The sequence below is a fragment of the Kluyvera intermedia genome, from assembly GCF_021440345.1.
In the GTDB taxonomy this organism is placed as follows: Bacteria; Pseudomonadota; Gammaproteobacteria; order Enterobacterales; family Enterobacteriaceae; genus Kluyvera; species Kluyvera intermedia_A.
Genome location: NZ_JAKCNS010000027.1, coordinates 71452 through 98015 on the forward strand (window position 1 = coordinate 71452; position 26564 = coordinate 98015).

Genomic DNA, 26564 nt, shown 5'->3' on the forward strand with positions numbered 1-26564 from the left:
GTTATGACACAAGTCACCTTACAGACGCATCATCATCGTAGCATCAAACATTTTATTCCTGGACTTGCGCTCACCGCGGTCATTACCGGCGCGGCGATATGGGCAGGCAACGTTCCGGCCATTGCCGGGGCGGGAATGAGTGCGCTGACGCTGGCTATTCTGTTCGGGATGGTCATCGGTAACACCGTGTATCCAAAACTGTGGCAGTCCTGCGACGGTGGGGTCATCTTCGCCAAGCAGCATCTGCTGCGGCTGGGGATCATCCTGTACGGTTTTCGCCTGACGTTCTCGCAGATTGCTGACGTCGGCGTCAGCGGTATCGTGATTGACGTGCTGACGCTTTCCAGCACCTTCCTGATGGCCTGCTGGCTCGGTCAGAAAGTCTTTGGCCTGGACAAACACACCAGCTGGCTGATTGGTGCGGGCAGCAGTATCTGCGGCGCGGCGGCGATTCTGGCAACGGAACCGGTAGTCAAAGCCGAGGCGAGTAAAGTGACGGTCGCCGTGGCGACGGTGGTTATCTTCGGTACGTTGGCGATATTCCTCTATCCAGCCATGTATCCGCTGGTGGCACACTGGTTTAGCCCGGAAACCTACGGCATCTATATCGGTTCCACCATGCATGAAGTCGCCCAGGTGGTGGCCGCGGGTCATGCCATCAGCCCGGAAGCGGAAAACGCGGCGGTGATTGCCAAAATGCTGCGCGTCATGATGCTGGCTCCGTTCCTGCTGATTCTGGCAGCCCGAGTTAAACAGCTGGCTCCGGCCAACGCCGAGCAGAAAAGCAAAATCACCATTCCGTGGTTCGCGATTCTGTTTATCGTGGTGGCTATCTTCAACTCGTTCCACCTGCTGCCGCAAAGCGTGGTGCAGATGTTGATTACGCTGGATACTATTTTACTGGCGATGGCAATGGCGGCTCTCGGGGTCACTACCCATATCAGCGCGCTGAAAAAAGCCGGTGCGAAACCGCTCTTGATGGCGCTAGTGCTGTTCATCTGGCTGATTGTAGGCGGCGGTGCGATTAACTTCGCCATCCATACCGTGATGGCATAAAGGAGCACGACTCCCCTACCCTAACCCGCTATACTCTCCCTTTTTGAGTATGGCGGGTTTAACGATATGAAATACATTGGAGCGCACGTAAGCGCCGCAGGCGGACTGGCTAACGCCGCTATTCGGGCAGCGGAAATCGAAGCGACCGCATTCGCCCTGTTCACCAAAAATCAGCGTCAGTGGCGCGCCGCACCGCTGACAACGGAAATCATCGACGATTTCAAAGCCGCATGTGAAAAGTATCACTACACTTCAGCGCAAATTCTGCCGCACGACAGCTACCTGATTAACCTCGGCCATCCGGTTGAAGAAGCGCTGGAAAAATCTCGCGAAGCCTTTATCGACGAGCTGACGCGCTGTCAGCAGCTTGGGCTGACGTTGCTGAACTTCCATCCGGGCAGCCATTTACTGCAAATTGATGAAGATAAGTGTCTGGCGCGGATTGCCGAATCTATCAATATAGCCCTCGCCCAGACTGAAGGGGTGACGGCGGTGATTGAGAACACTGCCGGGCAAGGCAGCAATCTCGGTTTTAAGTTTGAGCACCTGGCGGCGATTATCGACGGCGTGGAAGATAAATCTCGCGTCGGCGTCTGTATCGATACCTGCCATGCATTTGCCGCAGGCTACGATCTGCGCACCACCGAAACCTGCGCTGAGACCTTTGCTGATTTTGAACGCATCGTTGGCTTCCAGTATCTGCGCGGCATGCATCTGAACGACGCGAAAAGCGCCTTCGGCAGCCGGGTTGACCGTCACCACAGTTTGGGTGAAGGCAATATCGGGCATGACGCCTTCCGATGGATTATGCAGGACAGCCGCTTTGACGGTATTCCGCTGATTCTGGAAACCATTAATCCGGATATCTGGGCAGAAGAGATTGCGTGGCTGAAGGCACAGCAGACTGAGTCTGCCGCTGCCTGAGTTAATGTGTTCTATTGTCGGGCGACAATTGCTGGACGTAAAAAAAGGGCCAAATCATCGGCCCTTTTTATCGTCTTAACAAACTTACGCTTTGGCGACCACTTCACCTTCCGGGCGTTTCAGCACCGCGTAAGAGAGGCCCGCCACCAGCGTACCGACAACAATCGCCACCAGGTAACCCAGTACAGGAGTGATAGCGCCAGGGATCAGCAGCACGAACAGACCACCGTGCGGTGCCATCAGTTTCGCGCCTACCGCCATGGAGATAGCGCCGGTGACTGCACCGCCAATGATACAGCATGGCAGAACGCGCATTGGGTCACGAGCCGCGAACGGAATCGCCCCTTCAGAGATAAAGCATAGACCCAGTACCAGCGCCGCTTTACCGCCTTCGCGTTGACCTTTGTCGAACTTGCTACGTGCAACCAGTGTGGCAATACCCATCGCCAGCGGTGGCACCATACCGGCCGCCATAATCGCCGCCATCGGTGCATAGGTTTGGGTACTCAGCAGACCAACGCCAAAGGCATATGCCGCTTTGTTCACCGGGCCACCCATGTCGGTACACATCATCGCACCGAGGATTGCGCCTAACAGTACCGCATTCGCGGTGCCCATGGTTTGCAGCCAGTGGGTCAGCCAGTTCAGCAGTGCCGCAACCGGGGTACCAATCAGGTAAATCATCGCCAGACCGACAATCAGGCTGGAGACCAGCGGGATAATCAGAATAGGCTTCAGTGCTTCCATGCTTGGCGGCAGCTTCAGCTTGGTGCTGATAAGTTTCGCCACGTAACCTGCAAGGAAGCCCGCAATGATACCGCCGATAAATCCGGAACCGCCGCTCACTGCCAGCATACCGCCGATAAGACCTGGGGTCAGACCCGGACGGTCAGCGATGGAGAAGGCAATGAAACCTGCCAGTACCGGCACCATCAGAGCAAAGGCTGAACCACCGCCAATTTGCATCAGCGCCGCGGCCAGCGTGCCTTTCACTTCAAAGGCTTTAATACCAAAGGCAAATGACAGGGCGATACACAGACCGCCCGCCACCACCATCGGCAGCATATAGGAAACGCCGGTCAGCAGGTGACGATACGCCCCGCCGCCGCTCTCTTTCTTCGCCGCATCAGTGGACGCTTTGCTTTGACCAGCAGGTTGATACGGTTTCGCCTCAACGATCGCTTTATCAAGCTCCTGCGCGGTTTTCTTCAGCGCCAGACCCGTAGTGGTGCGGTACATCGGTTTACCGGCAAACTTCGCCAGATCCACCTCGATATCCGCGGCCACGATAACCAGGTCAGCATCAGCTACTTCTTCTGGCGTAATCGCATTGCCCGCGCCCACGGAACCGCGAGTTTCGACTTTCACCCACAGGCCGCGTTTTTTGGCTTCGGTTTCAATCGCTTCCGCCGCCATAAAGGTATGTGCCACACCGGTCGGACAGGCGGTCACTGCGACAATGCGCTTAACCGTGCCGGTCGCCGTTGGTTCAGCCTGGGCCGGGGCTTCATACGGTTTGGCATGCGCTTTGGCTTCGCTCAGGAACAGTTCCGGATGCGAAACCGCACGGTTGATGTCGCCTAAGTAAACCTGTTTGCCCACCAGCGCAGTATCGACTGGTAAAGTAGAGCCCAGAACAATCGCCAGATCGGCGTCATTCGGGTTATCAATCAACTCCAGGTGCGCTTTCTGCGCAGCTGTACCCAGCAGGGTCTTCGCCATGTAAGCACGAGCCTGTCCGAGTTTAGCATCGATAATCAGCAGCGTTTTCATACGCCTCTCCCGCTGTTAGTTAAAGGGTTTCAGGTCGACACGCGCCATCATCGCGGCCAACTGGGTACGATCGGTAATGCCGACGTTGCTCTGGCTTACCGCCAGCGCAGCGACTGCCGTTGCCAGACGCAGGGTGTGCTCACTGGATTCACGCATCAGCAGACCATAAATCAGGCCACCCACCATGGAATCACCGGCACCCACTGTACTCACAACCTCAACTGAAGGCGGTTTGGCAATCCACTCGCCGGAAGCATTAACCCACAGCGCGCCTTCTGCGCCGAGTGAGATAACCACGTGGGCGATACCTTGTTCACGCAGTGCGTGTGCGGCGTCGATCACGTCTTTCATTTCAGGCAGCTTGCGGCCAGCCCAGATTTCCAGCTCGCGGCGGTTTGGCTTCACTAACCATGGCGCGGCTTTCAGGCCCGCCACCAGCGCTTCACGGCTGCTATCGAAAATAATGCACGGACACTGGCTACGCAGACGCGTCATCCAGTCAGTGAACGCTTCTGGGCTAACGCCTGCTGGCAGACTGCCGCTGACGCAGACCATGTCGAACTGACCCAGCCAGCTCAGGGAATCGTTAACGAAACGCTCCCAGTCAGCCGGGGTAACTTCAAAACCGGAGAAGTTAAAATCGGTCACTTCACCGTCTTTTTCCGTCAGCTTGACGTTAATACGAGTACGGCCCTGCACCACCTGGAAGCGGTTGGCAATCCCCAGCTCGCTGAACAGCTGCTGAAAACCGTCTTGGTTATCTTTGCCAAGGAAGCCGCCCACGGTCACATCAATGCCTAAGTCCTTCAGCACTTTGGCAACGTTGATACCTTTACCCGCGGCATGCAGCCCGGTCGTGCGCACGAGGTTAACTTCCCCGCGCTCAACTTCTGGCGTAAACCCTACCAAATCATAGGCCGGGTTTAAGGTAATTGTGGCTACTCTTCTGCTCATTTATGCGCCCTCCCCAAGGCCTGAAGCAATTGCTTCGCCAATGGCGTCCAGCGCCTGACGAGCATCATCACCCTGAGCGGTAAAGCGCAGACGATGTCCTTTTTTAACACCCAGCGCGACAACCTTCATCAGGCTGCGTCCGTTGGCTGGTTTTCCGCTACCGTCAAGATTAGTAACGGTAATTTCACTGGTAAACTGTTTGATGGTATTCACCAACATGGTGCCTGGACGGGCGTGCAGGCCGTGTTCGTTACGGATAACGAACTCTTCGCTCAGCGCATCGTCAGCCACAGCGTCATCGCTGGACAGCAGAGCCAGCACGGTGGCAGCATCCGCTTTCAGCAGACGTTCAGCTTTATTGTCCAGCAGCAGGTTAACCAGGCGATTCAGCACCGCTGTCGGCTGGGCATCGGCCATCGCAACGGTGATCAGCACGGCGGCTTGAGCCTCGCCAACGCTGAACGGCGTGGCCGCACGGCTGACTGCGATAGCGCTGCGCAGATTGCCTTCCGCGCTGTCGCTAAGCCAGATACCCTGACCCAGATTCAGCGGCTGTTCGTTAATAACGCGAGCCACAAAGTTGGCATCAACCGCCGCCGCTTCTTTCAAGCGAGCGGCGTTCAGCGCCTGCAGCGTGACCAGATCGCTGGCGGCAACATCAAGCGACAGCATGTCATTATCGAGCTTCAGCGCTTCGCTAAGCTTCTCCCCCATCAGCAGCGCACGCAGTTCTTCGGCGGTGGTGGCGGTTTTCAGCTGTTCAGCCACGGCGTCATCGCTCAGCACGTGCGTCAGCTGACGCAGCAGGCCAAGGTGTTCGTCGGAGCTGGCGGCAATACCAATCGCAACGTAAGCAATCTGCCCTTCGCCCCAGGTCACGCCCTGCGGGAACTGGTAAACCTGCACGCCGGTCTTCAGCACCTGATCGCGGGTATCGGTGGTGCCGTGCGGAATGGCAATGCCATTGCCGAGGAAAGTGGAGGTTTGTTGCTCACGCGCCAGCATGCCGGCAACGTAACCATCAGCAACATTGCCTGCGCTAACCAGCGCCGCTGCAACCTGCCGAATAGCCTCTTCTTTATTCGCGGCCTGCTGGCCGGGATGAATATCCTGAACAGTTAACTGGAACATGGTTCCCCTCGCTTTTCGAATTGAATCGATTCAGCTTTAGTGAGAAAAAATTGCCGTACTTAGCGTGATAAGTGCTGAAGACGACGCTGAAACGTTTCAATAATTTTGTGCCTTTCTTAATCAGCCTGCAAGTTATGCAGCAAACTTGATCGCAAAAATCAGATCTACTGCACATTTCATTAGCATTATCGCCACATCTGCTGAAGCGCGTTGTGCCGTTTCCTAATAGCGTCAGCAAGACGTAAGCTAACTTTTTAAAATGGTCTTTTATTTTTTAGTGCCGAATTTGATTTAGGTTACTGTTCATTTTCTGAGTCGCGGCGTAAACTCCCCGGCTCTCCTAAAGTGACCGATAAAACAACATGCAAAACAGTACCGCCGCCGCCCCACGGCGATCGTTTGATTTCACCTCATCCTCGTTTCTGATTGTCGCATTTTTAACCGGCATTGCGGGTGCCCTACAAACGCCAACGCTGAGCCTGTTTCTTAGCAATGAAGTCCATGTTCGCCCGGCCATGGTCGGCTTCTTTTTTACCGGTAGCGCCATCATTGGCATCTTTGTCAGCCAGTTTCTGGCCAGCTATTCCGATAAACGCGGCGACCGTAAAAACCTTATAGTCTTCTGCTGCCTGCTGGGCGTGCTGGCCTGCATGCTGTTTGCCTGGAACCGCAATTACTTCATTTTGCTGTTCGTGGGCGTGTTCCTCAGCAGTTTTGGTTCTACGGCTAACCCGCAGATGTTTGCTCTTGCCCGCGAACACGCCGACAAAACCGGCCGCGAAGCGGTAATGTTCAGTTCAATCATGCGTGCCCAGGTCTCGCTGGCGTGGGTGATTGGCCCACCGCTGGCCTACGCGCTGGCGATGGGGTTTGGTTTTACCACCATGTATCTGTCCGCCGCTGTAGCCTTTGTCGTCTGCGGTGCGATGGTCTGGTTCTGCCTGCCCACCATGCGCAAGGAAAAAGCCGCCGCCAGCGGCGGCATCCAGGCTCCACGCTCTAACCGCAAAGATACCCTGCTGCTGTGTGTGATTTGTACGCTGATGTGGGGCACTAACAGCCTGTATATCATCAACATGCCGCTGTACATCATCAACGAACTGCACTTGCCAGAGAAGCTAGCGGGGATAATGATGGGTACCGCCGCCGGGCTGGAAATCCCGACCATGCTGATTGCCGGATACTTTGCTAAACACCTCGGCAAGCGTTTCCTGATGCGCATCGCGGCAGTCGCCGGTCTACTCTTCTATATCGGTATGCTGACCTTTAACAGCCCTGCGCTGTTATTGGCGATGCAACTGCTGAACGCTATTTATATTGGGATTCTCGGCGGGATTGGGATGCTTTATTTTCAGGATCTGATGCCGGGACAAGCGGGTTCGGCCACTACGCTGTATGCCAATACTTCACGCGTCGGCTGGATAATTGCCGGTTCACTGGCCGGCGTCGTGGCAGAAATCTGGAACTATCACACCGTTTTCTGGATTGCGCTGGTGCTGTGTGTCAGCACCCTGGCGTGTCTGGTACGGATTAAAGACGTTTAGGGCGCGGTCAGCGCTTCCAGATGCAATAACCAGGTCATCGCCTCCATTCGGGTTGCGCCACACATATCATGTGCTGGCTGCAGCCCGGCGCACACTTTCGGGCGTAGAGGTGACGCAAAAATTTTACAGCGTTGACGCTCGTCTAGCTGTATGCAGGGCGTATTGGCGGGTTTGCCATCAGGCATTCCGGGAATGGGGCTGGATATAGAAGGTGCAGTGCAGCAAGCGCCGCAGTCGGGACGACATTCCATCGCGGGCTCTCTGTTCGGGTATTGGGTTAGCAGTCGGGCACAGTACCACCTTTTAGTCAGGGATAGCAAAAGCCTTTAATTCCTCTTGCCTGAAACGCCCGGCACGAGTACTTTTACGCGATATTTTCGACACCCTTTTTCACAGGATAATTGCAATGCCAAGAGCGAACGAAATCAAAAAAGGTATGGTGCTGAATTACAACGGCAAACTGCTGATTGTAAAAAACATTGATATTCAGTCACCGAGCGCCCGCGGCGCTGCAACGCTGTACAAAATGCGTTTTTCTGACGTTAGCACCGGTCTGAAAGTTGAAGAGCGTTTTAAAGGCGATGACATGGTCGATACCGTGACTCTGAACCGCCGCTTCGTTGACTTCTCCTATATCGACGGCAACGAATACGTGTTCATGGATAAAGAAGACTACACCCCGTATATCTTCGCTCACGATCAGATTGCTGACGAACTGCAGTTTATTCCAGAAGGCGGCATGCCGGATATGCAGGTTCTGCTGTGGGACGGCCAGGTTCTGGCGCTGGAACTGCCGCAGACGGTCGATCTGGAAATCGTTGAAACCGCACCGGGCATCAAAGGCGCGTCCGCTAGCTCCCGTACCAAACCAGCAACCCTGACCACCGGTCTGGTTGTCCAGGTTCCTGAGTACCTGACTACCGGCGAAAAAATCCGCGTTCATATCGAAGAAAAACGCTATATGTGCCGCGCAGACTAAGCTCTGGCTATACGCATTAAAAGAAAAGGACAGCCGTTGGCTGTCCTTTTTTGTTTCTTGCTGCCGCTTTCCCGCTACAGGGATTCGCTAGATTACAGCAGATCGCGGAACTTGGTGGTTTTCAGCGCCAGCTCAACGCCGCGGACTTCCGCCAGACCTTTCAGGCGACCAATCGCCGAGTAGCCCGGGTTGGTTTTCTTCTTCAGGTCGTCCAGCATCTGATGACCGTGGTCAGGACGCATTGGAATTGGGCGCAGATCGCCGGCTTTCTTACGACGCTGCTCTTCGGTCAGAATCGCATCAACGACGGCAACCATATTCACGTCGCCCTGCAGATGCGCAGCTTCGTGGAAGGTTTTCGGGTTCTCTTCACGACAGGTAGAACGCAGGTGCGTGAAGTGAATGCGGTCGCCGAAGGTTTCAATCATTTTCACCAGATCATTATCAGCGCGTACGCCGTAAGAACCGGTACACATCGTGAAACCGTTATTGATGCTGTCGACGGTCTCTTTCAGCCACTGCATATCTTCAATGGTCGAAACGATACGCGGCAGACCGAGGATTGGACGCGGTGGATCATCCGGGTGAACGGCCAGACGCACGCCCACTTCTTCCGCAACCGGGACAATCGCCCGCAGGAACACGGCCATATTTTCACGCAGTTGATCTTTGCTGATGTGATCGTATTCCGCCAGACGCGCACGGAACTGGTCAAGGGTGTAGCCCTCTTCCGCGCCCGGCAGGCCAGCAATGATATTGCGGGTTAACTTAGTGACTTCTGCTTCGCTCATCGCGGTGAAGTAAGCCTGAGCCTGGCGCTGCTCTTCTGCGGTGTAATCGTTCTGCGCGCCTTCGCGCTTAAGGATATGCAGTTCAAATGCAGCAAAAGCAATCTGGTCAAAACGCAGCGCTTTCGAACCATCTTCCAGCGTGTACTCAAGATCGGTACGCGTCCAGTCGAGGATTGGCATAAAGTTGTAGCACACGGTATCAATGCCACACTCGGCCAGGTTACGAATACTCTGCTGGTAGTTCGCAATCCAGGTCTTATATTCACCGGAGTGGGTTTTAATATCTTCGTGCACCGGAATACTTTCAACAACGGACCAGGTCAGCCCCTTTTCAGCCAGCATCGCCTGGCGCTGTTTGATTTCTTCAACCGGCCATACCAGACCGTTTGCAATGTAGTGCAATGCCGTGACAACACCCGTCGCGCCAGCCTGACGCACATCATCAAGAGATACCGGATCGTTCGGGCCGTACCAACGCCAGGTTTGTTCCATTGCCTAACCCTCTAAAGTTGTTATACCAATAAAATCACTGTTAATGACGACTACCATACAGGCTTATTCGTGACGGTCAATAAATCCGCCTGGATTGATTGATCCAGCTCACACTAACGCGATAAATACGGCACACCAATTCAATTTGCTGTCATATAACTTTACACTGGCGACGTTAATTAATCGTTAATCGGATGTGTACACAATGAATACAATAGCCTCTGTCGCCCTTCCCGCCTGCGTTGAGTTACCGCAATATGATAGACAACAGCTACGCTCGCGGATTGTGCACTTCGGTTTCGGTGCCTTTCACCGTGCGCACCAGGCGTTGTTAACCAACCGGGTGCTGAATCAGCATGGCGGCGACTGGGGCATTTGTGAAATCAGCCTGTTTAGCGGCGATGTGCTGATGAGCCAGCTACGTCAACAGGACCATCTGTTTACGGTGATGGAGAAAAGCGCGGCTGGCAATCAGCCGATTATTGTCGGCGCGGTGAACGAGTGTCTCAACGCGAAGCTCGATACGCTGGCGGCTATCATTGAAAAATTCTGTGAACCGCAGGTGGCGATTGTCTCGCTGACCATTACCGAAAAAGGCTACTGCATTGACCCGGCAACCGGGCATCTGGATGCGACTCAGCCGCGGATCGTCCATGATCTTCAGTCGCCGAGCGAACCGCATTCCGCCCCTGGTATTCTCGTTGAAGCCCTTCACCGCCGCCGCGAACGCGGGCTTGCGGCTTTTACCGTGCTCTCCTGCGATAACATTCCCAATAATGGCCACGTGGTCAAAAACGCGGTGCTCGATATGGCGACCCGCCGCTCACCAGAGCTGGCGGCATGGATTGCTGAACACGTCAGCTTCCCGGGCACCATGGTCGACCGCATAGTCCCGGCGGCGACCGATGCCTCACTGGCGGAAATCACCCGCGAGCTGGGTGTGGAAGATCCTTGCGCTATTAGCTGCGAGCCGTTTATTCAGTGGGTCATTGAAGATAACTTTGTCGCCGGACGTCCTGACTGGGGTAGCGCAGGCGCGCAGCTGGTCGATGATGTACTGCCGTGGGAGGAGATGAAGCTGCGGATGCTCAACGGCAGCCACTCTTTCCTCGCCTATCTCGGTTATCTGGCCGGTTACGCGCACATTAGTGACTGCATGCAGGATGAATCCTACCGCCGCGCCGCGCGTCATCTGATGATGACCGAACAGGCTCCAACGCTGGGCATTACCGGCGTTGACCTTAACGCCTACGCCGACAGCCTGGTTGAGCGCTTTAGCAACCCTGCGCTTCAGCACCGTACCTGGCAAATTGCCATGGACGGCAGCCAGAAACTCCCCCAGCGTCTACTTGATGGGATCCGTATCCATCTCAGCGAAGGCAGCCGCTGGCCGTTGCTGGCGCTGGGCGTTGCCGCCTGGATGCGTTACGTCAGCGGTGTGGATGATGCCGGTAACACCATCGATATTCGCGATCCGCTGGCAGAGAAAATTCATGCGCTGGTTGCAAACAGCAATAATGATACCCGCGTAGAGACGTTGTTAACGCTCCAGGAAATCTTCGGCAATGATCTGCCGGCCAACCCGCAGTTCGTCAACGCGGTCAGTCAGGCCTGGCAACACCTGGTTCAACAAGGTGCGCGTCAGGCGCTGCTGACAGCGCTGAACGGTTAAGATTTTTACTCCTCCGGTGAGCCGATTCATCCGGCTCACCGAAAAGCACCTCTTTTCGTCGCCTTTTCCCCAGGATAAAGTGATCTGGTTAACACTCTTTCCTCTGTGGAGTTTTCGTGACTAAAACCAATCTGATCACCGGCTTTCTCGGTAGCGGGAAAACTACCTCTATTTTGCACCTTCTTGCCAATAAGCCCGCCGATGAAAAATGGGCCGTGCTGGTCAACGAGTTTGGCGAAGTCGGCATTGACGGCGCGCTACTGGCTGACAGCGGTGCACTGCTGAAGGAGATCCCCGGTGGCTGTATGTGCTGCGTCAACGGTTTGCCGATGCAGGTCGGCCTGAACACTCTGCTACGCCAGGGTAAACCAGACCGTTTGCTGATTGAACCCACTGGCCTCGGTCATCCCAAACAGATCCTCGACCTGTTGACCGCCCAGGTTTACGAACCGTGGATCGACCTGCGGGCGACGCTCTGTGTGATGGACCCGCGCCAACTGCTGGACGAGAAAATCGTCAACAACGAAAACTTTCGCGACCAGCTGGCGGCGGCGGACATTGTGGTCAGCAATAAATCTGACCGCGCCACGCCGGAAAGCCAGCGGGCGATGACCGAGTGGTGGCAACAAAACGGCGGCGAGCGCCTGCATCTGGACACGACGCAGGGCAATATTGATGTCGCACTTCTTGATACCACGCGCACTAACCTAACCGAGCTTGCAGCAAGCGCCGCGCATGCGCACTCGCACCCTTCAACCAAAGGGCTGGGCGCGTTAAGTCTGCCTGAACACCAGCGCTGGCGGCGGAGCGTAAACCAGGGACAGGGCTACCACGCCTGCGGCTGGATTTTTGATGCTGATACCCAGTTTGCGACCATCGGCCTGTTAGAGTGGGCGCGGCTGGCACCGGTCGCTCGACTCAAAGCTGTAATGCGCATCCCCGAAGGGCTGATACGCATTAATCGTCAGGGCGCGGACCTGCATATTGAGACCCAAAACGTTGCGCCACCTGACAGCCGTATTGAGCTCATCAATGATGCTGAGACCGACTGGAATGTGCTCCAATCCGCACTGTTGAAACTTCGTTTAGGGTAATGCCGCTAAGGTTGCCAGCGAGATTAACTGCTGTGAAGATGATAATGCGTACACGCTTTCCCTTGATTATTATGCTTAACGCCGCCGGTGTGGCGTTATTTCTGTCCTGGTACCTGCCGGTAAACCACGGGATCTGGTCGACTATTGATGTTGCTATTTTCCGTTTCTTCAACCAGGGACTGAATGCCGGGAATCTGACCTACGCGTGGTTTTTAGCCATTATCAACAATCGCGCCTTTGACGGCTGCTCGCTGCTAGCCATGGGCGGCCTGATGCTGAGCTACTGGTTAAAGGAAAACGCTACAGGGCGTCGCCGCATCATTATTATGGGCCTGGTGATGCTGCTGGCAGCGGTCATCATCAACCAACTCGCGCAGCACCTCATCCCGGTCACTCGCAGCAGCCCGTCGCTTTCTGTTCAAGGCGCTCATCGGGTAAGCGACTACGTGGCCTTTAACACCAAAGACGGTTCACGCGATAGCTTCCCGGGCGATCACGGTATGATGCTGCTGATATTCTCCTGCTTCATGTGGCGCTATTTTGGCGGGAAAGCATTCCTTATTTCACTGGTTATTTTTGTGGTTTTCGCTTTCCCACGGGTGATGATTGGAGCGCATTGGTTCACGGATATCGCCGTGGGATCGCTGACCTCGGTCCTGATCGGTGTACCGTGGGTTCTGTTGACACCATTGAGCGATAAAACCATCGGGATATTTGAGCGTAATTTACCCAATTTGGGCAAATTAAAATCAGCCAATAAATAACCATTGCCTCTGACATATCAGGCGAAGAGTCATCGCTTTTCGCCTGTTTTTTTACCCCGTCTATTTCCCGTCATCTTCTTGTCACAACATTCGTGTTTATAATGAATGAGTTGCCTATTATTCATACGATAAAGATGTATTTTTAGCCATTCACATTTTTTAACTTTCTGTATCACAATTTCTTATAAAAAATCGGCCAAAAGCACTCGCAATGCCCCTTTCGTTAAGGTACTCTCATTTGCGTTTGTCGTTTCAAAGAGCAATTATTGTGGTCATTAATTAAAGTTTTGTGCGCTGCACCACAAAACTGAATTCAAAGAATTGTCTCATTGATTGCGTGTATTTAGTCTCAGACGCGTTTGGCATTTTTTATAACGACTCTGTCGTTAAGGACTTCAAGGGAAAACAACTAAAATGGTCAAATCTCAGCCGATTTTGAGATATATCTTGCGAGCGATTCCAGCAGTAGCAGTCGCGGTTCTGCTTTCTGCATGTAGTACAACCAGTAATACCGCTAAGAATATGCATTCTGAGACGCATGGTGTGGGTAGCGAAGACACTTCTTCACTGCAAGCCTCTCAGGATGAATTTGAAACCATGGTGCGTAACCTCGACGTGAAATCCCGTCTGATGGATCAATACGCAGGATGGAAAGGTGTTCGCTACCGTCTGGGCGGCGATACTAAACGAGGTATTGACTGTTCCAGCTTTGTGCAACGCACATTCCGCGAACAGTTCGGTTTAGAGTTGCCGCGTTCCACTTGGGAACAGCAGGAAACAGGTAAATCTGTTTCACGCAATCAGCTCCGTACCGGTGATTTAGTCCTGTTCCGTGCAGGCTCTACCGGACGTCATGTTGGCATTTATATTGGTAATAACCAGTTCGTTCATGCATCCACCAGCAGCGGTGTGACCATCTCCAGCATGAATGAGCCATACTGGAATAAGCGTTACAACGAAGCTCGCCGAGTCTTGAGTCGTTCGTAATGTCGTTTACCGTCGGTTTCCCTTGGCTGACGGTAAGCATAAAAAAAGCACTGCTATGGCAGTGCTTTTTTTATGCTTCATCAGTATTCTTTTCTTTAGAGTTCCGCAGCATAGAGAAGTAGCATGTTTACTCGTCAAAGATCAATTAACCGCCGGACTATTCTCACCAGTATTGCTGCCGGCCTGTTGGTAGCCCTTATCTCCGGCGCAGTACAGTTTTCTATTTTTCATCACCGTCGCGCGGTTCAGTTTGACGTTACTATTTCCAGCCTGCAAAACTACCTGGATAACTACTTCAGCCAGATTCTGGTTACGATGGACTCACTGCAGCCCTTAACCCTGAATCATTGTGAAGAAGTCACCTCAGAGCTGACCGCCCGTGCGGCGTTTAGCATGAACGTACGGGCATTTTTGCTGGTGAACGATCAGGTTGCCTACTGTTCTTCGGCTACCGGTCCGATGTCGCTGCCGTTAAAGGTTCTGGTGCCGGATCTCGATCTCAGCAAAAATCATGTCATGGGCATTCTGCCCGGCACGCCAATGATGCCAACCACCCCGGCCTTCGTGCTGTGGGTGAAAAGTCCGCTGTTTGAAAATCGCGGCATTTTCGCCTCAATTAACGCCAACCTGATGCCGTGGGTGCTCTACTCATCGAAACAGAGCCCGTACAATGGGGTCGCGCTGGTGGTTAACGGCAAAACGGCGATTTCAACCTTCAGCAATAAGCCCCTCCCGCTCAGTGCCATTACCGATACCGCCGTCAGGCACGTGAAGGTCAAAGGCGTCCCGCTGGAAATCTATCTCTACAGCAATACGTCGGGCACCGATAACTCGTTGTATTCCATTTTATTAGGCTTGGCCTGCGGCCTGGTCGGCGGGTTGCTCTGTTTCTATATTCTGACCATCCGTTCGCGTCCGGGAAAAGAGATCCTTTCCGCCATCAAACATCGTCAATTTTATGTTGTGTATCAGCCGGTGGTGGATGCCAAAAATCAGCAGATTGCCGGGGTTGAAGCGTTGATGCGCTGGTCGCATCCTTCGGCGGGGAATATCCCTCCCGATGCCTTTATCAGCTTTGCTGAAGCGCAGAATCTCATTGTGCCACTTACCCACCATCTGTTTGATTTGATTGCTCGCGATGCGCCAACATTGAAAGATATTCTGCCGCCAGGCGCTAAACTCGGTATTAATATTGCCCCGGGCCATCTTATTGCCGAGAGCTTCCAGCAAGATATCCGCCGGTTTAACGCGAGCTTGCCGGATAACTATTTCCAGTTAGTATTGGAAATTACCGAACGCGACATGCTGAATCAGGAAAAAGCGATGAGCCTGTTTAGCTGGCTGCGCGGCGAGGGCATTGAGGTGGCTATTGATGATTTCGGCACCGGCCATAGCGCACTTATCTATCTTGAGCGCTTTACTCTTGATTACCTGAAAATCGACCGCGGTTTCGTTAATGCGATTGGCCGTGAAACCATCACCTCCCCGGTTCTCGATGCCGTGTTAACGCTCACTCAACGCCTGAATCTGGTGACCGTTGCCGAAGGGGTTGAAACCGAAGAACAGGCAACCTGGCTGCGCGAGCATGGCGTCGATTACCTGCAGGGCTACCTGATAAGCCGGCCGCTGACCTTACAACAGCTGATAGAAGAACATAATAAGCCAGCAAAGTATTTCACAAGCGTCTGAAGGTCATTTAAGATTTACTGATAAAAGTTAGCTCAATCAATATGTTTACCGCGGGGTAGCCAAGTCGTGATCATAGCGCGTATCTGTTTTGCCCTGCTCATGATGTTTAGCCTGTCTCTTCAGGCCCAGACTGTCAAAGAGAGCTATTCGTTTGCGGTGATTGGCGAACCCAAATACGCCGTAAATTTTGATCACTTCGACTACGTTAACCCCGCCGCCCCCAAGGGCGGCAACGTCACGCTGGCGGCGCTGGGGACCTTCGACAATTTCAACCGTTATGCACTACGCGGTAACGCTGCCGTCCGCACTGAGTCGCTGTATGATGCCTTATTTACCACTTCAGACGACGAGGCCGGTAGCTACTATCCGCTGGTCGCCGAACACGCCCGCTACGCCGATGACTATTCGTGGGTTGAGCTGACCATTAATCCCCACGCCCGTTTCCACGACGGCAGCCCTATTCTCGCCAGCGACGTTGCGTTCACCTTCAATAAATTCATGACCGAAGGCGTACCGCAGTTTCGCCTGCTCTACAAAGGCACCACCGTCAAAGCCATTTCGCTACTGACCATCCGCATCGCGCTGGCAAAACCGGGTAAAGAGGACATGTTGGGGCTGTTTACCCTGCCGATTTTGCCGGAGAAATTCTGGAAGGATCATAAACTCAGCGAGCCGCTGAGTACGCCACCACTGGCCAGCGGCCCGTATCGCATCAGCGACTGGAAAATGGGGCAGTACATCGTCTACTCGCGGGTAAATGACTACTGGGCCGCCGATTTACCGGTTAACCGTGGACGCTGGAATTTCAATACGCTGCGCTACGATTACTACCTCGATGATAACGTGGCCTTTGAAGCCTTTAAGGCGGGCGCATTCGACGTGCGTACCGAAAGCAGCGCCAAGAACTGGGCCACCCGCTATATCGGTAAAAATTTTGCCAACGGCTATATCGTCAAAGATGAGCAGAAGAATAACGCCGCCCGTGATACCCGCTGGCTGGCGTTTAATATTCAGCGCCCGGTGTTTGCCGACCGCCGGGTACGGCAGGCAGTCAGCATGGCATTTGATTTTGAATGGATGAACAAGGCGCTGTTTTACAACGCTTACAGCCGTGCCAGCAGCTATTTCCAGAATACCGAATACGCGGCTCGCGACTATCCGAAAGCCGATGAACTGACGCTGCTGGCGCCGTTAAAAAATGAAGTTCCGCCCGAAGTATTCACCGCTATCTATCAGCCGCCGACGTCTAACGGCGACGGCTTCGACCGCGAGAATCTGCTAAAAGCGGGAAACTTGCTTACCGAGGCAGGATGGGTGCTAAAAGGCCAGCAGCGCGTCAACCCTAAAACCGGTCAGCCGCTGCGCTTTGAACTGTTGCTGCCGTCCGGCGGCAACGATCAATGGGTTATGCCGTTTCAGCATAATTTACAGCGCCTGGGCGTCACCATGGACGTTCGTCAGGTGGATATCTCACAAATTACCAACCGGCTGCGTAAACGTGATTACGACATGATGCCGAGCCTGTGGCGCGCCACCCCATGGCCTAGCGCTGATTTACAGATCTCGTGGTCGTCTGAATACATCAACTCAACCTACAACGCCCCAGGTGTTGCCAGTCCGGCAATCGACAGCCTGATTAATCAAATAATCCGCTGGCAGGGCAACCAACAGAAGCTCATCCCCCTGGGACGCGCACTGGACAGGGTGCTCACCTGGAACTATTACATGCTGCCGATGTGGTTTATGTCCGGTAGCCGAATCGCCCACTGGGATAAATTTTCATACCCTGGAATTCACCCGCTCTACAGTTCTGGCACCGATGCGCCCGGCTTTGACACCTGGTGGTATGACGTTAACAAGGCGGCGAAGCTGCCCGCTTCCCGACGTTAAGGAGACTTTATGGGTGCCTACCTGATACGCCGCCTGCTGCTGATAATCCCTACCCTATGGGCAATCATCACCCTCAACTTCTTTATCGTGCAGATAGCGCCCGGCGGCCCGGTTGACCAGGCGATTGCCGCGGTGGAATTTGGCCATCAAGGCACCTTGCCCGGCGGCGGTGGCAGCATGGACGGCGGTCAATCGCGAGTCGGCATCAGCAATATTGCTGAAAGCCAGTACCGTGGCGGACGCGGCCTTGATCCAGAAGTGATCGCCGAGATAACCCAGCGCTATGGCTTCGACAAACCGCTGCACGAGCGCTATTTCAAAATGCTCGGCGACTATCTGCGCTTTGATTTCGGCAACAGCCTATTTCGCAACGCGTCGGTCATGCAGTTGATGAAAGAAAGTCTGCCGGTATCGGCCTCATTAGGGTTGTGGAGCACATTAATTATCTACCTCGTTTCCATTCCGCTCGGCATCCGCAAGGCGGTGTATAACGGCAGCCGCTTTGATATCTGGAGTAGCACCGGCATTATTATCGGCTACGCTATTCCGGCGTTTTTGTTCGCCATCGTGCTGATTGTTATTTTCGCCGGCGGCAGCTACTACGATATTTTCCCGCTGCGCGGGCTGGTATCCGCTAACTTTGACTCCCTTCCCTGGTATCTGAAAATCACCGATTATCTCTGGCATATCACCCTGCCGGTGCTGGCGACGGTGATTGGCGGTTTCGCCGCGCTCACCATGCTGACCAAAAACTCGTTTCTCGATGAGATCCGTAAACAGTACGTGGTCACCGCGCGGGCAAAAGGGGTTGGCGAACAACAGATCCTGTGGAAACACATCTTTCGCAACGCCATGCTGCTGGTCATTGCCGGTTTCCCAGCCACCTTCATCAGCATGTTTTTCACCGGCTCGCTGCTGATTGAAGTGATGTTCTCCTTAAACGGACTGGGACTACTGGGCTACGAGGCGACGGTCTCGCGCGATTATCCAGTGATGTTTGGCACGCTATACATCTTCACGCTCATCGGACTGCTGGCGAATATCATCAGCGACATCAGCTATACGCTGGTGGATCCGCGTATTGATTTTGAGGGCCGCTAACATGACGCTGAGCTCCGTTAACCAGGCGCGCTGGGCGCGCTTTCGCCATAACCGTCGCGGCTACTGGTCGCTGTGGATCTTCGCGGTTATCTTTCTCTGTAGCCTGTGCGCCGAGCTGATTGCTAACGATCGTCCGCTGCTGGTCAGCTATCAGGGCAGCCTCTATGCGCCGGTGCTGAAAAACTACAGTGAGAAAACCTTTGGCGGCGAGTTTGCGACCACCGCTGACTATCAGGATCCGTGGTTACAGCAGCGGCTGGAGAACAACGGTTGGGTGCTATGGGCGCCGATCCGCTTTGCGGCCAGCAGCATTAACTACAGTACGGATATCCCCTTCCCTTCCCCCCCGTCGAAACAAAACTGGCTCGGTACCGATGCCAACGGCCGGGACGTGATGGCGCGCATTCTCTACGGCACCCGGATCTCATTGTTATTTGGCTTGATTTTCACCCTCTGCGCCAGCGTCACGGGCGTACTGGTTGGCGCGATACAGGGTTATTACGGCGGGCGCATCGACCTATGGGGTCAGCGCTTCATTGAAGTGTGGTCGGGTATGCCGACGCTGTTCTTGATTATTCTGCTCTCAAGCGTAGTGCAGCCGAACTTCTGGTGGCTGCTGGCGATTACCGTGCTGTTTGGCTGGATGTCGCTGGTTAGCGTAGTGCGGGCAGAATTTTTACGTACCCGAAATTTTGACTATATCCGGGCCGCGCAGGCGCTTGGCGTCGACGACCGCAGTATTATCCTGCGCCACATGCTGCCAAACGCGATGGTGGCTACACTGACTTTTATTCCGTTTATTCTGTGCAGCTCAATAACCACTCTGACCTCGCTGGATTTTCTCGGCTTTGGTCTGCCTCTCGGCTCGCCGTCGTTGGGTGAGCTGCTGTTACAGGGTAAAAATAATCTACAGGCTCCATGGCTTGGGATCGCGGGTTTTCTCTGTGTGGCCGTCCTGCTGTCGCTGCTGATCTTTATCGGCGAAGCGGTGCGTGACGCTTTCGATCCTTCTAAGGCGGTATAAGATGCAGCAGCCACTTCTGGATATTGACAACCTCTCCATTGCCTTTCGTCAGCAAGGCCGGATAACCACCGTGGTGGAAGAGCTGTCGTTAACGGTTAACGCCGGAGAAACGCTGGCGCTGGTCGGCGAATCTGGCTCGGGTAAAAGTGTGTCGGCGTTGTCCATCCTTCGTCTGCTGCCTGAACCGCCAGCCTGTTACCCGACCGGCGATATCCGTTTTAATGGCGAATCGCTGCTTCATGCCAGCGAGCAGACGTTACGCAGCGTGCGCGGCAACCGTATTGCGATGATTTTTCAGGAACCGATGGTGTCACTGAACCCGCTGCATAACCTGGAGAAACAGCTTTACGAGGTGCTTTCTCTACACCGAGGAATGCGTAAAGAGGCTGCACGCGGTGAAATCCTCGACTGCCTTGACCGGGTGGGTATTCGCAATGCGGCCAAACGGCTGGCTGATTTTCCGCATCAGCTCTCCGGCGGTGAACGCCAGCGGGTGATGATCGCCATGGCGCTGCTAACGCGCCCGGAACTGCTAATTGCCGACGAACCGACCACGGCCCTGGATGTTTCGGTACAGGCACAAATTCTCCAGCTTTTGCGTGAACTGCGCGTTGAGCTGAACATGGGCATGCTGTTTATCACCCACAACCTCAGCATTGTGCGTAAGCTGGCCGATCGGGTGGCGGTCATGCAGCACGGCCGCTGCGTGGAACACAACCGCGCCGCGACACTCTTCGCAGCCCCTGCACACCCGTATACCCGCAAGCTGCTCGACAACGAACCCGCCGGTGAGCCTATTCCGTTGCCGCCTGAGTCTGCGCCGTTGTTGGAGGTGAAACAGCTCAGCGTGGCATTTCCTATCCGCAAAGGCATTCTACGTCGGGTCGTTGATGACAATCAGGTGGTCAAAGAGGTGAGCTTTACGCTGCGGGCAGGCGAAACGCTGGGGCTGGTCGGCGAGTCCGGTTCTGGCAAAAGTACCACCGGGCTGGCGCTACTGCGTCTTATTGCCTCGCAGGGAGACATTCGCTTCAATGGTGAGCCCTTACAGGGCCGCACGCGCAAGCAGATGTTGCCGTTGCGTCACCGTATTCAGGTCGTGTTTCAGGATCCCAACTCATCGCTGAATCCACGTCTGACGGCGTTACAGATTATCGAGGAGGGACTACGCGTGCATCATCCTGCGCTCTCAGCGAGCGAGCGCGAGCTGCAAGTTATTCAGGTGATGCATGAGGTGGGGCTGGAGCCCGAAACACGGCAGCGCTATCCTGCGGAGTTTTCCGGCGGTCAGCGTCAGCGTATTGCGATTGCCCGGGCGCTGATTCTTAAGCCGCAGCTTATTGTTCTGGATGAACCCACGTCATCACTCGACCGTACGGTACAGGCGCAGATTCTGGCATTGCTCAAGGCATTACAGGAAAAGCATCGGCTGGCCTATATCTTTATCAGCCACGATTTGCAGGTGATTCGTTCACTGTGCCACCAGGTTATCGTTCTGCGGCAAGGAGAGGTCGTCGAGCAAGGTGAGTGTCGGCGCATCTTTGCGGCACCGAAACAGGCGTATACGCGTCAGCTCATTGCATTGAGCTGACGGTTAAAACGGGTTGTTACCAGAAAATGGTTCAGCTATTGCCACACCAAAATTCTTCAGTCGACAGGTTGCCGCAAACTCGTCCTGGCGCTTTACGAACAGGCACGGCTCGCCTTCGCACTCGAGCACCGAGCAGTCGACGGAGATATCGGTTAACGCCTGGCTTAACGAGTGCATTACCGGCCACGCTTTATCGCCGTCTGGGCTCAATAATTTAAGCGCCACCAGCGTGTTGTCATTTGACGTGCCGTTTTGCGGAATCGGTTCAACCTTCGAACCTGCAAAACCCGCAGACCAGCGATAGTCCTGCGGCAGTCGATGTACGATTGAGAGCTGAAATGTCATTACGTTCTTTCCCCGGAAGCAAAAGTGCTTCACAATTATTTCACATCCATATTAACACATTGTTGACAAATCGTCCTGTATCCCGAAAAAAAACGCCAGCATTCAACATTCTTCCTACGACATAGTTCGGTGTACTGATGCGTTTTCGCGCTATATGTACCCGTTTCTGTGATCTAACACAACCTTTTTATCTACAACAATGTGACTTTTTACACAAATGGATTTTACATAAAAGAAACATTACACCCTATCGGAAATGCAATTTCTGTTGATGTTTATCAAAAAAGGGGCGCAATTCGCCCCAGGGATGAGGGATTATTGCGCGGTTTTTCGTGGGCGGCTGGCGTAGCGGTAGAAGAAAATCGAGCCGGTGGCACATAAAGCAATGGAGATGAGCATTGGCCAGGCGGTGGTAAAAGTCGCCATTGAGAGTAACGCGCCAACAATCGCGCCGATACCGAAGCGGAAGGTGCCTGCCAGCGACGACGCCGTCCCGGCCATATGCGGAAACTCATCGAGGATCACCGCCATTGCGTTGGAAGAGACCATCGACACGCAGCCGATAAATACCGCAATCCCCAGCACCAGCGACCAGAAGCCGACGTCCAGCAGCGCACACGCCACCATCCACACCGCCATTAAAAACTGAATGGTCAGCCCGGCGCGGAACATCCACAGCGCACCCATCCGGCGAACGAAGCGGCTGTTAATGGTGGTCATCACAAACAGGAAGACGATATTCAGTGCGAAATAGTAACCAAAGTGCTGTGGCGAAACGTGGTTCAGTTCAATATAAACAAACGGCCCGGCGCTTAAAAACGAGAACATGGCCGCAAAGCTAAAGCCGCTGGCGAGCATATAAGAAAGCACGCGCTTATGGCGGAACAACGAGGCAAAATTGCCAAGCGTGGTGCGCAGGTGGAACGGTTGGCGTTTTTCGACGGCCAGGGTTTCATCAATAAAGAAGCAAACCATCGCCGAAGCTAATAGCGCTGCCACCGCCAGGATCCAGAATATCGCGTGCCAGCTAAACCACACCAGCACCGCCCCGCCGACGATAGGCGCAACCAGCGGCGCAATGGTGGTCACCAGCATCACGAATGACATCATTCGTGAGAACTCTTCTTTCGGGTAGATATCGCGCATCAACGCATTGATAACCACGCTTGCCGCCGCGGCCGCCAGGCCGTGGAAGAAACGGGTCGCAATGAGGTAGTCGATGGTCGGCGCCAGCGCACAGGCCGCCGCAGCGGCGGCGAATATCAGCGTACCACCGAGAATAACCGGCTTACGCCCAAGGCTATCCGCCATTGGACCATACAGCAGCTGACCGACAGCAAACCCAAGAATATAGGTGCTGAGGGTCATCTGCGCGCTGCCCGCCGGCACGCCGAACTGCGCCGAAATGACCGGCAGTGCCGGAAGGTACATATCGATCGACAGCGGCATTAACATGGCCAAGAGGCCAAGAATAAAGACAATACTTAACGACGAGCGCGGCCTGGACGTCACAATCTACCTCTGTGGTTTGTTAGCGCTCTGGCGCGCCAACGCTGGCAATTTCTTCTTCGGTTAACGGGCGGTATTCACCCGGTTCCATGTCTGAATCAAGAGCAATCGCACCGATACGTTCACGGTGTAAACCAATCACGCGATTGCCCACGGCGGCAAACATGCGCTTCACCTGATGGTAGCGCCCTTCGCTGATGGTCAGACGCACTTCGGTCGGCGTGATAACTTCCAGCACGGCCGGTTTGGTCAGATCTTTCTCGTTGTGCAGCTGAACGCCTTTCGTGAACTGCTCGGCGGTATCATCGCTGACCGGGTTCTCCAGCGTCACCAGATAGGTTTTCTCGCAGTGATGGCGTGGCGAGGTAACGCGGTGCGACCACTGGCCGTCATCGGTCATCAGGACCAGACCGGTAGTATCAATATCTAAACGCCCGGCGGCATGAAGCTTGTACGCAACCGGCTCATCGAGGAAATAAAGCACCGTTGGATGATCCGGGTCGTCGGTCGAGCAGACGTAACCCTGAGGTTTGTTCAGCATAAAGTAGCGTGGGCCGTTCTGCTGCGTCAGCGAGTTGCCTTCATAGGCAACCTCGTGTTCAGGCAGCAGTTTAAAGGCCGAATCGCGCACCACTTCGCCGTCGATGGTCACGTGGTTGCCGCGGATCTGACGCCCGGCAATAGCACGGCTGACGCCGAGTTGCTGAGCGATAAACTTATCAAGTCGCATGAAGTATTTTTAGCCTGTAATAGTGCCGGGTGTCGGACTTAGCGTCCGAAAAAAGGGGTAGTAACAACCGGTAAGTATAACGGGCTTGTCATGTCACTCAAGTGAAAAGATTCATGGCATACTATTTGGCAGTTAAGGACAATCATCACGCTAATGACTTTTACACTACGCCCATATCAACAGGAAGCGGTTGACGCCACCCTGACCTATTTTCGTCGCCATACCCAACCGGCGGTTATCGTTCTGCCGACGGGTGCGGGGAAAAGCCTTGTTATTGCCGAGCTGGCGCGGCTGGCACGCGGCCGCGTGCTGGTACTGGCGCACGTCAAAGAGCTGGTTGCACAAAACCATGCGAAATACCTCGCGCTGGGTCTCGAGGCCGATATCTACGCCGCGGGTCTGAAACGCAAAGAGAGCCACGGCAAAGTGGTGTTTGGCAGCGTGCAGTCCGTGGCCCGGAATCTTGACCATTTCCAGGGAGAATTTTCGCTGCTGATTGTCGATGAGTGTCATCGAATCAGCGACGACGATGACAGCCAGTATCAGCAAATCCTCACTCACCTCGGCAAAGTGAATCCTCACATTCGCCTGCTGGGGCTGACGGCCACGCCGTTCCGCCTGGGCAAAGGGTGGATTTATCAGTTCCACTATCACGGCATGGTCCGTGGCGATGAGAAAGCCCTGTTCCGTGATTGCATTTACGAACTGCCGCTCCGCTACATGATTAAACACGGCTATCTCACGCCGCCGGAGCGGCTGGATATGCCTGTGGTGCAGTATGATTTTAGCCGCCTGCAGGCCAACAGCAACGGGCTGTTTAGCGAAGCCGATCTTAATCGCGAGCTTAAACAGCAGCAGCGCATTACGCCGCATATCATCAGCCAGATTATTGAGTTTGCCCAGGATCGCAAAGGGGTGATGATTTTTGCCGCCACCGTCGAACACGCCCGCGAAATTACCGGCCTGCTACCCGCCAACGATGCGGCGCTGATAACTGGTGAAACGCCCGGCCCGCAGCGCGATGATCTGATCGAAGCATTCAAGCAGCAACAGTTCCGCTATCTGGTTAACGTTTCTGTGCTGACTACCGGTTTTGATGCCCCGCACGTCGACCTGATAGCCATTCTGCGCCCGACCGAATCCATCAGTTTGTACCAACAGATTGTCGGCCGAGGTCTGCGTCTGGCGCCGGGGAAAACCGACTGCTTAATTCTCGATTATGCCGGTAACCCACACGATCTCTATACGCCGGAGGTCGGCACGCCGAAGGGCAAAAGCGATAACGTCCCGGTGCAGGTTTTTTGCCCCGGCTGTGGTTTTGCCAACACCTTCTGGGGAAAAACGACCGCCGACGGCACTCTTATTGAGCACTTCGGCCGCCGCTGTCAGGGTTGGCTGGAAGATGACGACGGGCACCGCGAGCAGTGCGACTACCGGTTTCGCTTTAAAAACTGCCCGCAGTGTAACGCCGAAAATGATATTGCCGCCCGCCGCTGCCGCGAGTGTGACACGGTGCTGGTGGACCCGGACGATATGCTGAAAGCCGCGCTCAAACTAAAAGATGCGCTGGTATTACGCTGTAGTGGAATGACGCTTCAGGACGGGATGGATGAGAAAGGCGGCTGGCTGAAAATCACCTACTACGATGAAGATGGCGCGGACGTTAGTGAGCGCTTCCGCCTGCATACTCCCGCGCAGCGAATGGCCTTTGAGCAGCTATTTCTCCGCCCGCACACCCGCACACCGGGTGTGCCGCTACGCTGGATTACCCCGGGCGACATCCTCGCTCAGCAGGCGCTGCTGCGCGCCCCGGATTTTGTCGTCGCCCGCCAAAAAGACAGATACTGGCAGGTGCGCGAAAAAGTGTTCGACTATCAGGGGCGCTTTCGCCGCGCCGGCGAGCTACGCTAGCCGCCGGGCTGTTTCACCCACAGCAGTTTGTCGGTCGGGAAGCCGAGACCACGCGCGATGCTCAGGTAATTCTGCCGCACCTGGGGCGGCAGCGTCGGCGTGCGCGCTAAGATCCACAAGTAGTCGCGATTCGGCCCGCTAACCAAGGCGTACTGATAGTCATCATCCAGCGCAATGACGTTATAGCCTCCGTAAAACGGCCCGAAAAATGAGACTTTTAGCGCGGCAGTGGTCGGTTCGCCGGTGAAATAAGCCCTGCCTTCGCTCTCTTTCCAGACACCTTTTTGCGGGTCAAAACCGCGATTTAACACCGAAATACCGCCATCCTGACGCTTGCCATAGGTCGCCGTCACCTGCTCTAGTCCCCGCTCGAAGCGATTCTCCAGACGTGCAACTTCATACCATTTACCGAGATAGCGGCTGGCATCAAAATGGTTTATCGGCGTGACGCCTTTCGGCGGCGTGGGCGCACGACAGGCCACCAGCGCCAGTGAGATAGCAACCCCGGTCACAACGGGCCATAACTTCATGTAACCTCCCCTGCGGATTATTAATTTGTTAAGTGTAGAGGATAAAAAACTGACGCTACCAGAAACAGAAGAATCTATGCTTT

General features: G+C 54.5%; 23 protein-coding genes. 14 read left to right on the forward strand and 9 right to left on the reverse strand.

The genetic code is table 11. The annotated features are described in order from the left end of the window. Window positions 1-3 precede the first annotated feature (3 nt). Window positions 4-1056 carry a YeiH family protein gene (locus LZ634_RS09025; protein ID WP_234504148.1) on the forward strand — a complete coding sequence of 351 codons (1053 nt, stop codon included), beginning with the start codon at window positions 4-6 and terminating at the stop codon, window positions 1054-1056. A 66-nt stretch (window positions 1057-1122) separates the two neighbouring features. After that, window positions 1123-1980, forward strand: coding sequence for a deoxyribonuclease IV (gene nfo / locus LZ634_RS09030; RefSeq protein ID WP_234504149.1), 858 nt, complete (start codon window positions 1123-1125; stop codon window positions 1978-1980). Window positions 1981-2064: 84 nt separating this feature from the next. On the opposite strand, the gene fruA is transcribed toward nfo, so the two are convergent. Genes fruA through fruB form a run of 3 tightly spaced genes read right to left on the reverse strand, consistent with a single transcriptional unit; the run spans window position 2065 to window position 5838 of the window. After that, on the reverse strand, window positions 2065-3753 hold the full coding sequence (gene fruA / locus LZ634_RS09035) for a PTS fructose transporter subunit IIBC (protein WP_234504150.1): 1689 nt from the start codon (window positions 3751-3753) through the stop codon (window positions 2065-2067). Window positions 3754-3768: 15 nt separating this feature from the next. Further along, window positions 3769-4707 (reverse strand): 1-phosphofructokinase, encoded by a 939-nt coding sequence (fruK, locus tag LZ634_RS09040; protein WP_052285143.1) that lies wholly within the window; start codon window positions 4705-4707, stop codon window positions 3769-3771. After that, window positions 4708-5838, reverse strand: a complete 1131-nt coding sequence (fruB, locus tag LZ634_RS09045) for a fused PTS fructose transporter subunit IIA/HPr protein (protein ID WP_234504153.1) — start codon at window positions 5836-5838, stop codon at window positions 4708-4710. A gap of 362 nt (window positions 5839-6200) precedes the next feature. Between fruB and setB the strand changes: the two genes are divergently transcribed. Continuing rightward, window positions 6201-7382, forward strand: coding sequence for a sugar efflux transporter SetB (gene setB / locus LZ634_RS09050; RefSeq protein WP_234504154.1), 1182 nt, complete (start codon window positions 6201-6203; stop codon window positions 7380-7382). Here setB and LZ634_RS09055 read toward each other — a convergent pair. Beyond that, window positions 7379-7633, reverse strand: a complete 255-nt coding sequence (locus tag LZ634_RS09055) for a YkgJ family cysteine cluster protein (protein ID WP_234504156.1) — start codon at window positions 7631-7633, stop codon at window positions 7379-7381. The genes setB and LZ634_RS09055 overlap by 4 nt on opposite strands. A 155-nt stretch (window positions 7634-7788) precedes the next feature. On the opposite strand from LZ634_RS09055, the gene yeiP reads away from it, so the two are divergent. Further along, on the forward strand, window positions 7789-8361 hold the full coding sequence (gene yeiP / locus LZ634_RS09060) for an elongation factor P-like protein YeiP (protein WP_061279423.1): 573 nt from the start codon (window positions 7789-7791) through the stop codon (window positions 8359-8361). Between the two features lie 92 nt (window positions 8362-8453). On the opposite strand, the gene uxuA is transcribed toward yeiP, so the two are convergent. Then, on the reverse strand, window positions 8454-9644 hold the full coding sequence (gene uxuA / locus LZ634_RS09065) for a mannonate dehydratase (RefSeq protein WP_234504158.1): 1191 nt from the start codon (window positions 9642-9644) through the stop codon (window positions 8454-8456). Window positions 9645-9849: 205 nt separating this feature from the next. Here uxuA and LZ634_RS09070 point away from each other — a divergent pair, with 205 nt between their 5' ends. The 9 genes from LZ634_RS09070 to yejF all read left to right on the forward strand — a co-directional run bounded on the left by LZ634_RS09070 (window position 9850) and on the right by yejF (window position 21456). Beyond that, window positions 9850-11316, forward strand: a complete 1467-nt coding sequence (locus LZ634_RS09070; protein WP_234504162.1) for a mannitol dehydrogenase family protein — start codon at window positions 9850-9852, stop codon at window positions 11314-11316. Between the two features lie 116 nt (window positions 11317-11432). Next, window positions 11433-12410 (forward strand): CobW family GTP-binding protein, encoded by a 978-nt coding sequence (locus tag LZ634_RS09075; RefSeq protein ID WP_234504165.1) that lies wholly within the window; start codon window positions 11433-11435, stop codon window positions 12408-12410. A gap of 44 nt (window positions 12411-12454) precedes the next feature. Further along, window positions 12455-13174: a phosphatase PAP2 family protein gene (locus tag LZ634_RS09080; protein ID WP_234504167.1), complete on the forward strand. Its 720-nt coding sequence runs from the start codon at window positions 12455-12457 to the stop codon at window positions 13172-13174. A 414-nt stretch (window positions 13175-13588) separates the two neighbouring features. Further along, window positions 13589-14161, forward strand: a complete 573-nt coding sequence (gene mepS / locus LZ634_RS09085; RefSeq protein WP_234504170.1) for a bifunctional murein DD-endopeptidase/murein LD-carboxypeptidase — start codon at window positions 13589-13591, stop codon at window positions 14159-14161. A 123-nt stretch (window positions 14162-14284) separates the two neighbouring features. Further along, window positions 14285-15850 carry a cyclic di-GMP phosphodiesterase gene (locus LZ634_RS09090; protein WP_234504174.1) on the forward strand — a complete coding sequence of 522 codons (1566 nt, stop codon included), beginning with the start codon at window positions 14285-14287 and terminating at the stop codon, window positions 15848-15850. A 99-nt stretch (window positions 15851-15949) separates the two neighbouring features. Then, window positions 15950-17740 (forward strand): extracellular solute-binding protein, encoded by a 1791-nt coding sequence (locus LZ634_RS09095; protein WP_234504255.1) that lies wholly within the window; start codon window positions 15950-15952, stop codon window positions 17738-17740. A gap of 9 nt (window positions 17741-17749) precedes the next feature. After that, window positions 17750-18841 carry a microcin C ABC transporter permease YejB gene (locus LZ634_RS09100; RefSeq protein ID WP_234504177.1) on the forward strand — a complete coding sequence of 364 codons (1092 nt, stop codon included), beginning with the start codon at window positions 17750-17752 and terminating at the stop codon, window positions 18839-18841. 1 nt (window position 18842) lies between these two features. Beyond that, window positions 18843-19865 carry a microcin C ABC transporter permease gene (locus LZ634_RS09105; RefSeq protein ID WP_234504179.1) on the forward strand — a complete coding sequence of 341 codons (1023 nt, stop codon included), beginning with the start codon at window positions 18843-18845 and terminating at the stop codon, window positions 19863-19865. Between the two features lies 1 nt (window position 19866). Beyond that, window positions 19867-21456 carry a microcin C ABC transporter ATP-binding protein YejF gene (gene yejF, locus LZ634_RS09110; protein WP_234504181.1) on the forward strand — a complete coding sequence of 530 codons (1590 nt, stop codon included), beginning with the start codon at window positions 19867-19869 and terminating at the stop codon, window positions 21454-21456. A 3-nt stretch (window positions 21457-21459) separates the two neighbouring features. Here yejF and LZ634_RS09115 read toward each other — a convergent pair whose 3' ends face one another. The 3 genes from LZ634_RS09115 to rsuA all read right to left on the reverse strand — a co-directional run bounded on the left by LZ634_RS09115 (window position 21460) and on the right by rsuA (window position 24040). Continuing rightward, entirely contained in the window at window positions 21460-21801 is a 342-nt protein-coding gene (locus LZ634_RS09115; RefSeq protein WP_234504183.1) for a YejG family protein, read from the reverse strand. Window positions 21802-22116: 315 nt separating this feature from the next. Then, the gene (locus LZ634_RS09120) at window positions 22117-23313 is read right to left on the reverse strand and encodes a Bcr/CflA family multidrug efflux MFS transporter (RefSeq protein ID WP_234504185.1); all 1197 of its coding nucleotides are present in this window, start codon (window positions 23311-23313) and stop codon (window positions 22117-22119) included. Window positions 23314-23332: 19 nt separating this feature from the next. Further along, a complete protein-coding gene (rsuA, locus tag LZ634_RS09125) occupies window positions 23333-24040 on the reverse strand; it encodes a 16S rRNA pseudouridine(516) synthase RsuA (protein ID WP_234504188.1) in 708 nt (235 codons plus the stop codon). Between the two features lie 153 nt (window positions 24041-24193). Between rsuA and LZ634_RS09130 the strand changes: the two genes are divergently transcribed. Continuing rightward, window positions 24194-25951, forward strand: coding sequence for a DEAD/DEAH box helicase (locus tag LZ634_RS09130; RefSeq protein WP_234504191.1), 1758 nt, complete (start codon window positions 24194-24196; stop codon window positions 25949-25951). Here LZ634_RS09130 and LZ634_RS09135 read toward each other — a convergent pair. Further along, complete coding sequence (locus LZ634_RS09135) at window positions 25948-26481, reverse strand: lipocalin family protein (RefSeq protein WP_234504195.1); 534 nt, start codon at window positions 26479-26481, stop codon at window positions 25948-25950. The genes LZ634_RS09130 and LZ634_RS09135 overlap by 4 nt on opposite strands. Window positions 26482-26564 lie beyond the last annotated feature (83 nt).

Coding starts and splice junctions, on each gene's coding strand:
- yeiP (WP_061279423.1), top strand. CDS start 7,789: ATGCCAAGAGCGAACGAAATCAAAAAAGGTATGGTGCTGAATTACAAC.
- LZ634_RS09105 (WP_234504179.1), top strand. CDS start 18,843: ATGACGCTGAGCTCCGTTAACCAGGCGCGCTGGGCGCGCTTTCGCCAT.
- LZ634_RS09055 (WP_234504156.1), bottom strand. CDS start 7,633: ATGGAATGTCGTCCCGACTGCGGCGCTTGCTGCACTGCACCTTCTATA.
- yejF (WP_234504181.1), top strand. CDS start 19,867: ATGCAGCAGCCACTTCTGGATATTGACAACCTCTCCATTGCCTTTCGT.
- nfo (WP_234504149.1), top strand. CDS start 1,123: ATGAAATACATTGGAGCGCACGTAAGCGCCGCAGGCGGACTGGCTAAC.
- LZ634_RS09115 (WP_234504183.1), bottom strand. CDS start 21,801: ATGACATTTCAGCTCTCAATCGTACATCGACTGCCGCAGGACTATCGC.
- uxuA (WP_234504158.1), bottom strand. CDS start 9,644: ATGGAACAAACCTGGCGTTGGTACGGCCCGAACGATCCGGTATCTCTT.
- LZ634_RS09070 (WP_234504162.1), top strand. CDS start 9,850: ATGAATACAATAGCCTCTGTCGCCCTTCCCGCCTGCGTTGAGTTACCG.
- LZ634_RS09025 (WP_234504148.1), top strand. CDS start 4: ATGACACAAGTCACCTTACAGACGCATCATCATCGTAGCATCAAACAT.
- LZ634_RS09130 (WP_234504191.1), top strand. CDS start 24,194: ATGACTTTTACACTACGCCCATATCAACAGGAAGCGGTTGACGCCACC.
- LZ634_RS09095 (WP_234504255.1), top strand. CDS start 15,950: ATGATGTTTAGCCTGTCTCTTCAGGCCCAGACTGTCAAAGAGAGCTAT.
- fruK (WP_052285143.1), bottom strand. CDS start 4,707: ATGAGCAGAAGAGTAGCCACAATTACCTTAAACCCGGCCTATGATTTG.
- setB (WP_234504154.1), top strand. CDS start 6,201: ATGCAAAACAGTACCGCCGCCGCCCCACGGCGATCGTTTGATTTCACC.
- fruA (WP_234504150.1), bottom strand. CDS start 3,753: ATGAAAACGCTGCTGATTATCGATGCTAAACTCGGACAGGCTCGTGCT.
- fruB (WP_234504153.1), bottom strand. CDS start 5,838: ATGTTCCAGTTAACTGTTCAGGATATTCATCCCGGCCAGCAGGCCGCG.
- LZ634_RS09100 (WP_234504177.1), top strand. CDS start 17,750: ATGGGTGCCTACCTGATACGCCGCCTGCTGCTGATAATCCCTACCCTA.
- LZ634_RS09080 (WP_234504167.1), top strand. CDS start 12,455: ATGCGTACACGCTTTCCCTTGATTATTATGCTTAACGCCGCCGGTGTG.
- LZ634_RS09090 (WP_234504174.1), top strand. CDS start 14,285: ATGTTTACTCGTCAAAGATCAATTAACCGCCGGACTATTCTCACCAGT.
- mepS (WP_234504170.1), top strand. CDS start 13,589: ATGGTCAAATCTCAGCCGATTTTGAGATATATCTTGCGAGCGATTCCA.
- rsuA (WP_234504188.1), bottom strand. CDS start 24,040: ATGCGACTTGATAAGTTTATCGCTCAGCAACTCGGCGTCAGCCGTGCT.
- LZ634_RS09135 (WP_234504195.1), bottom strand. CDS start 26,481: ATGAAGTTATGGCCCGTTGTGACCGGGGTTGCTATCTCACTGGCGCTG.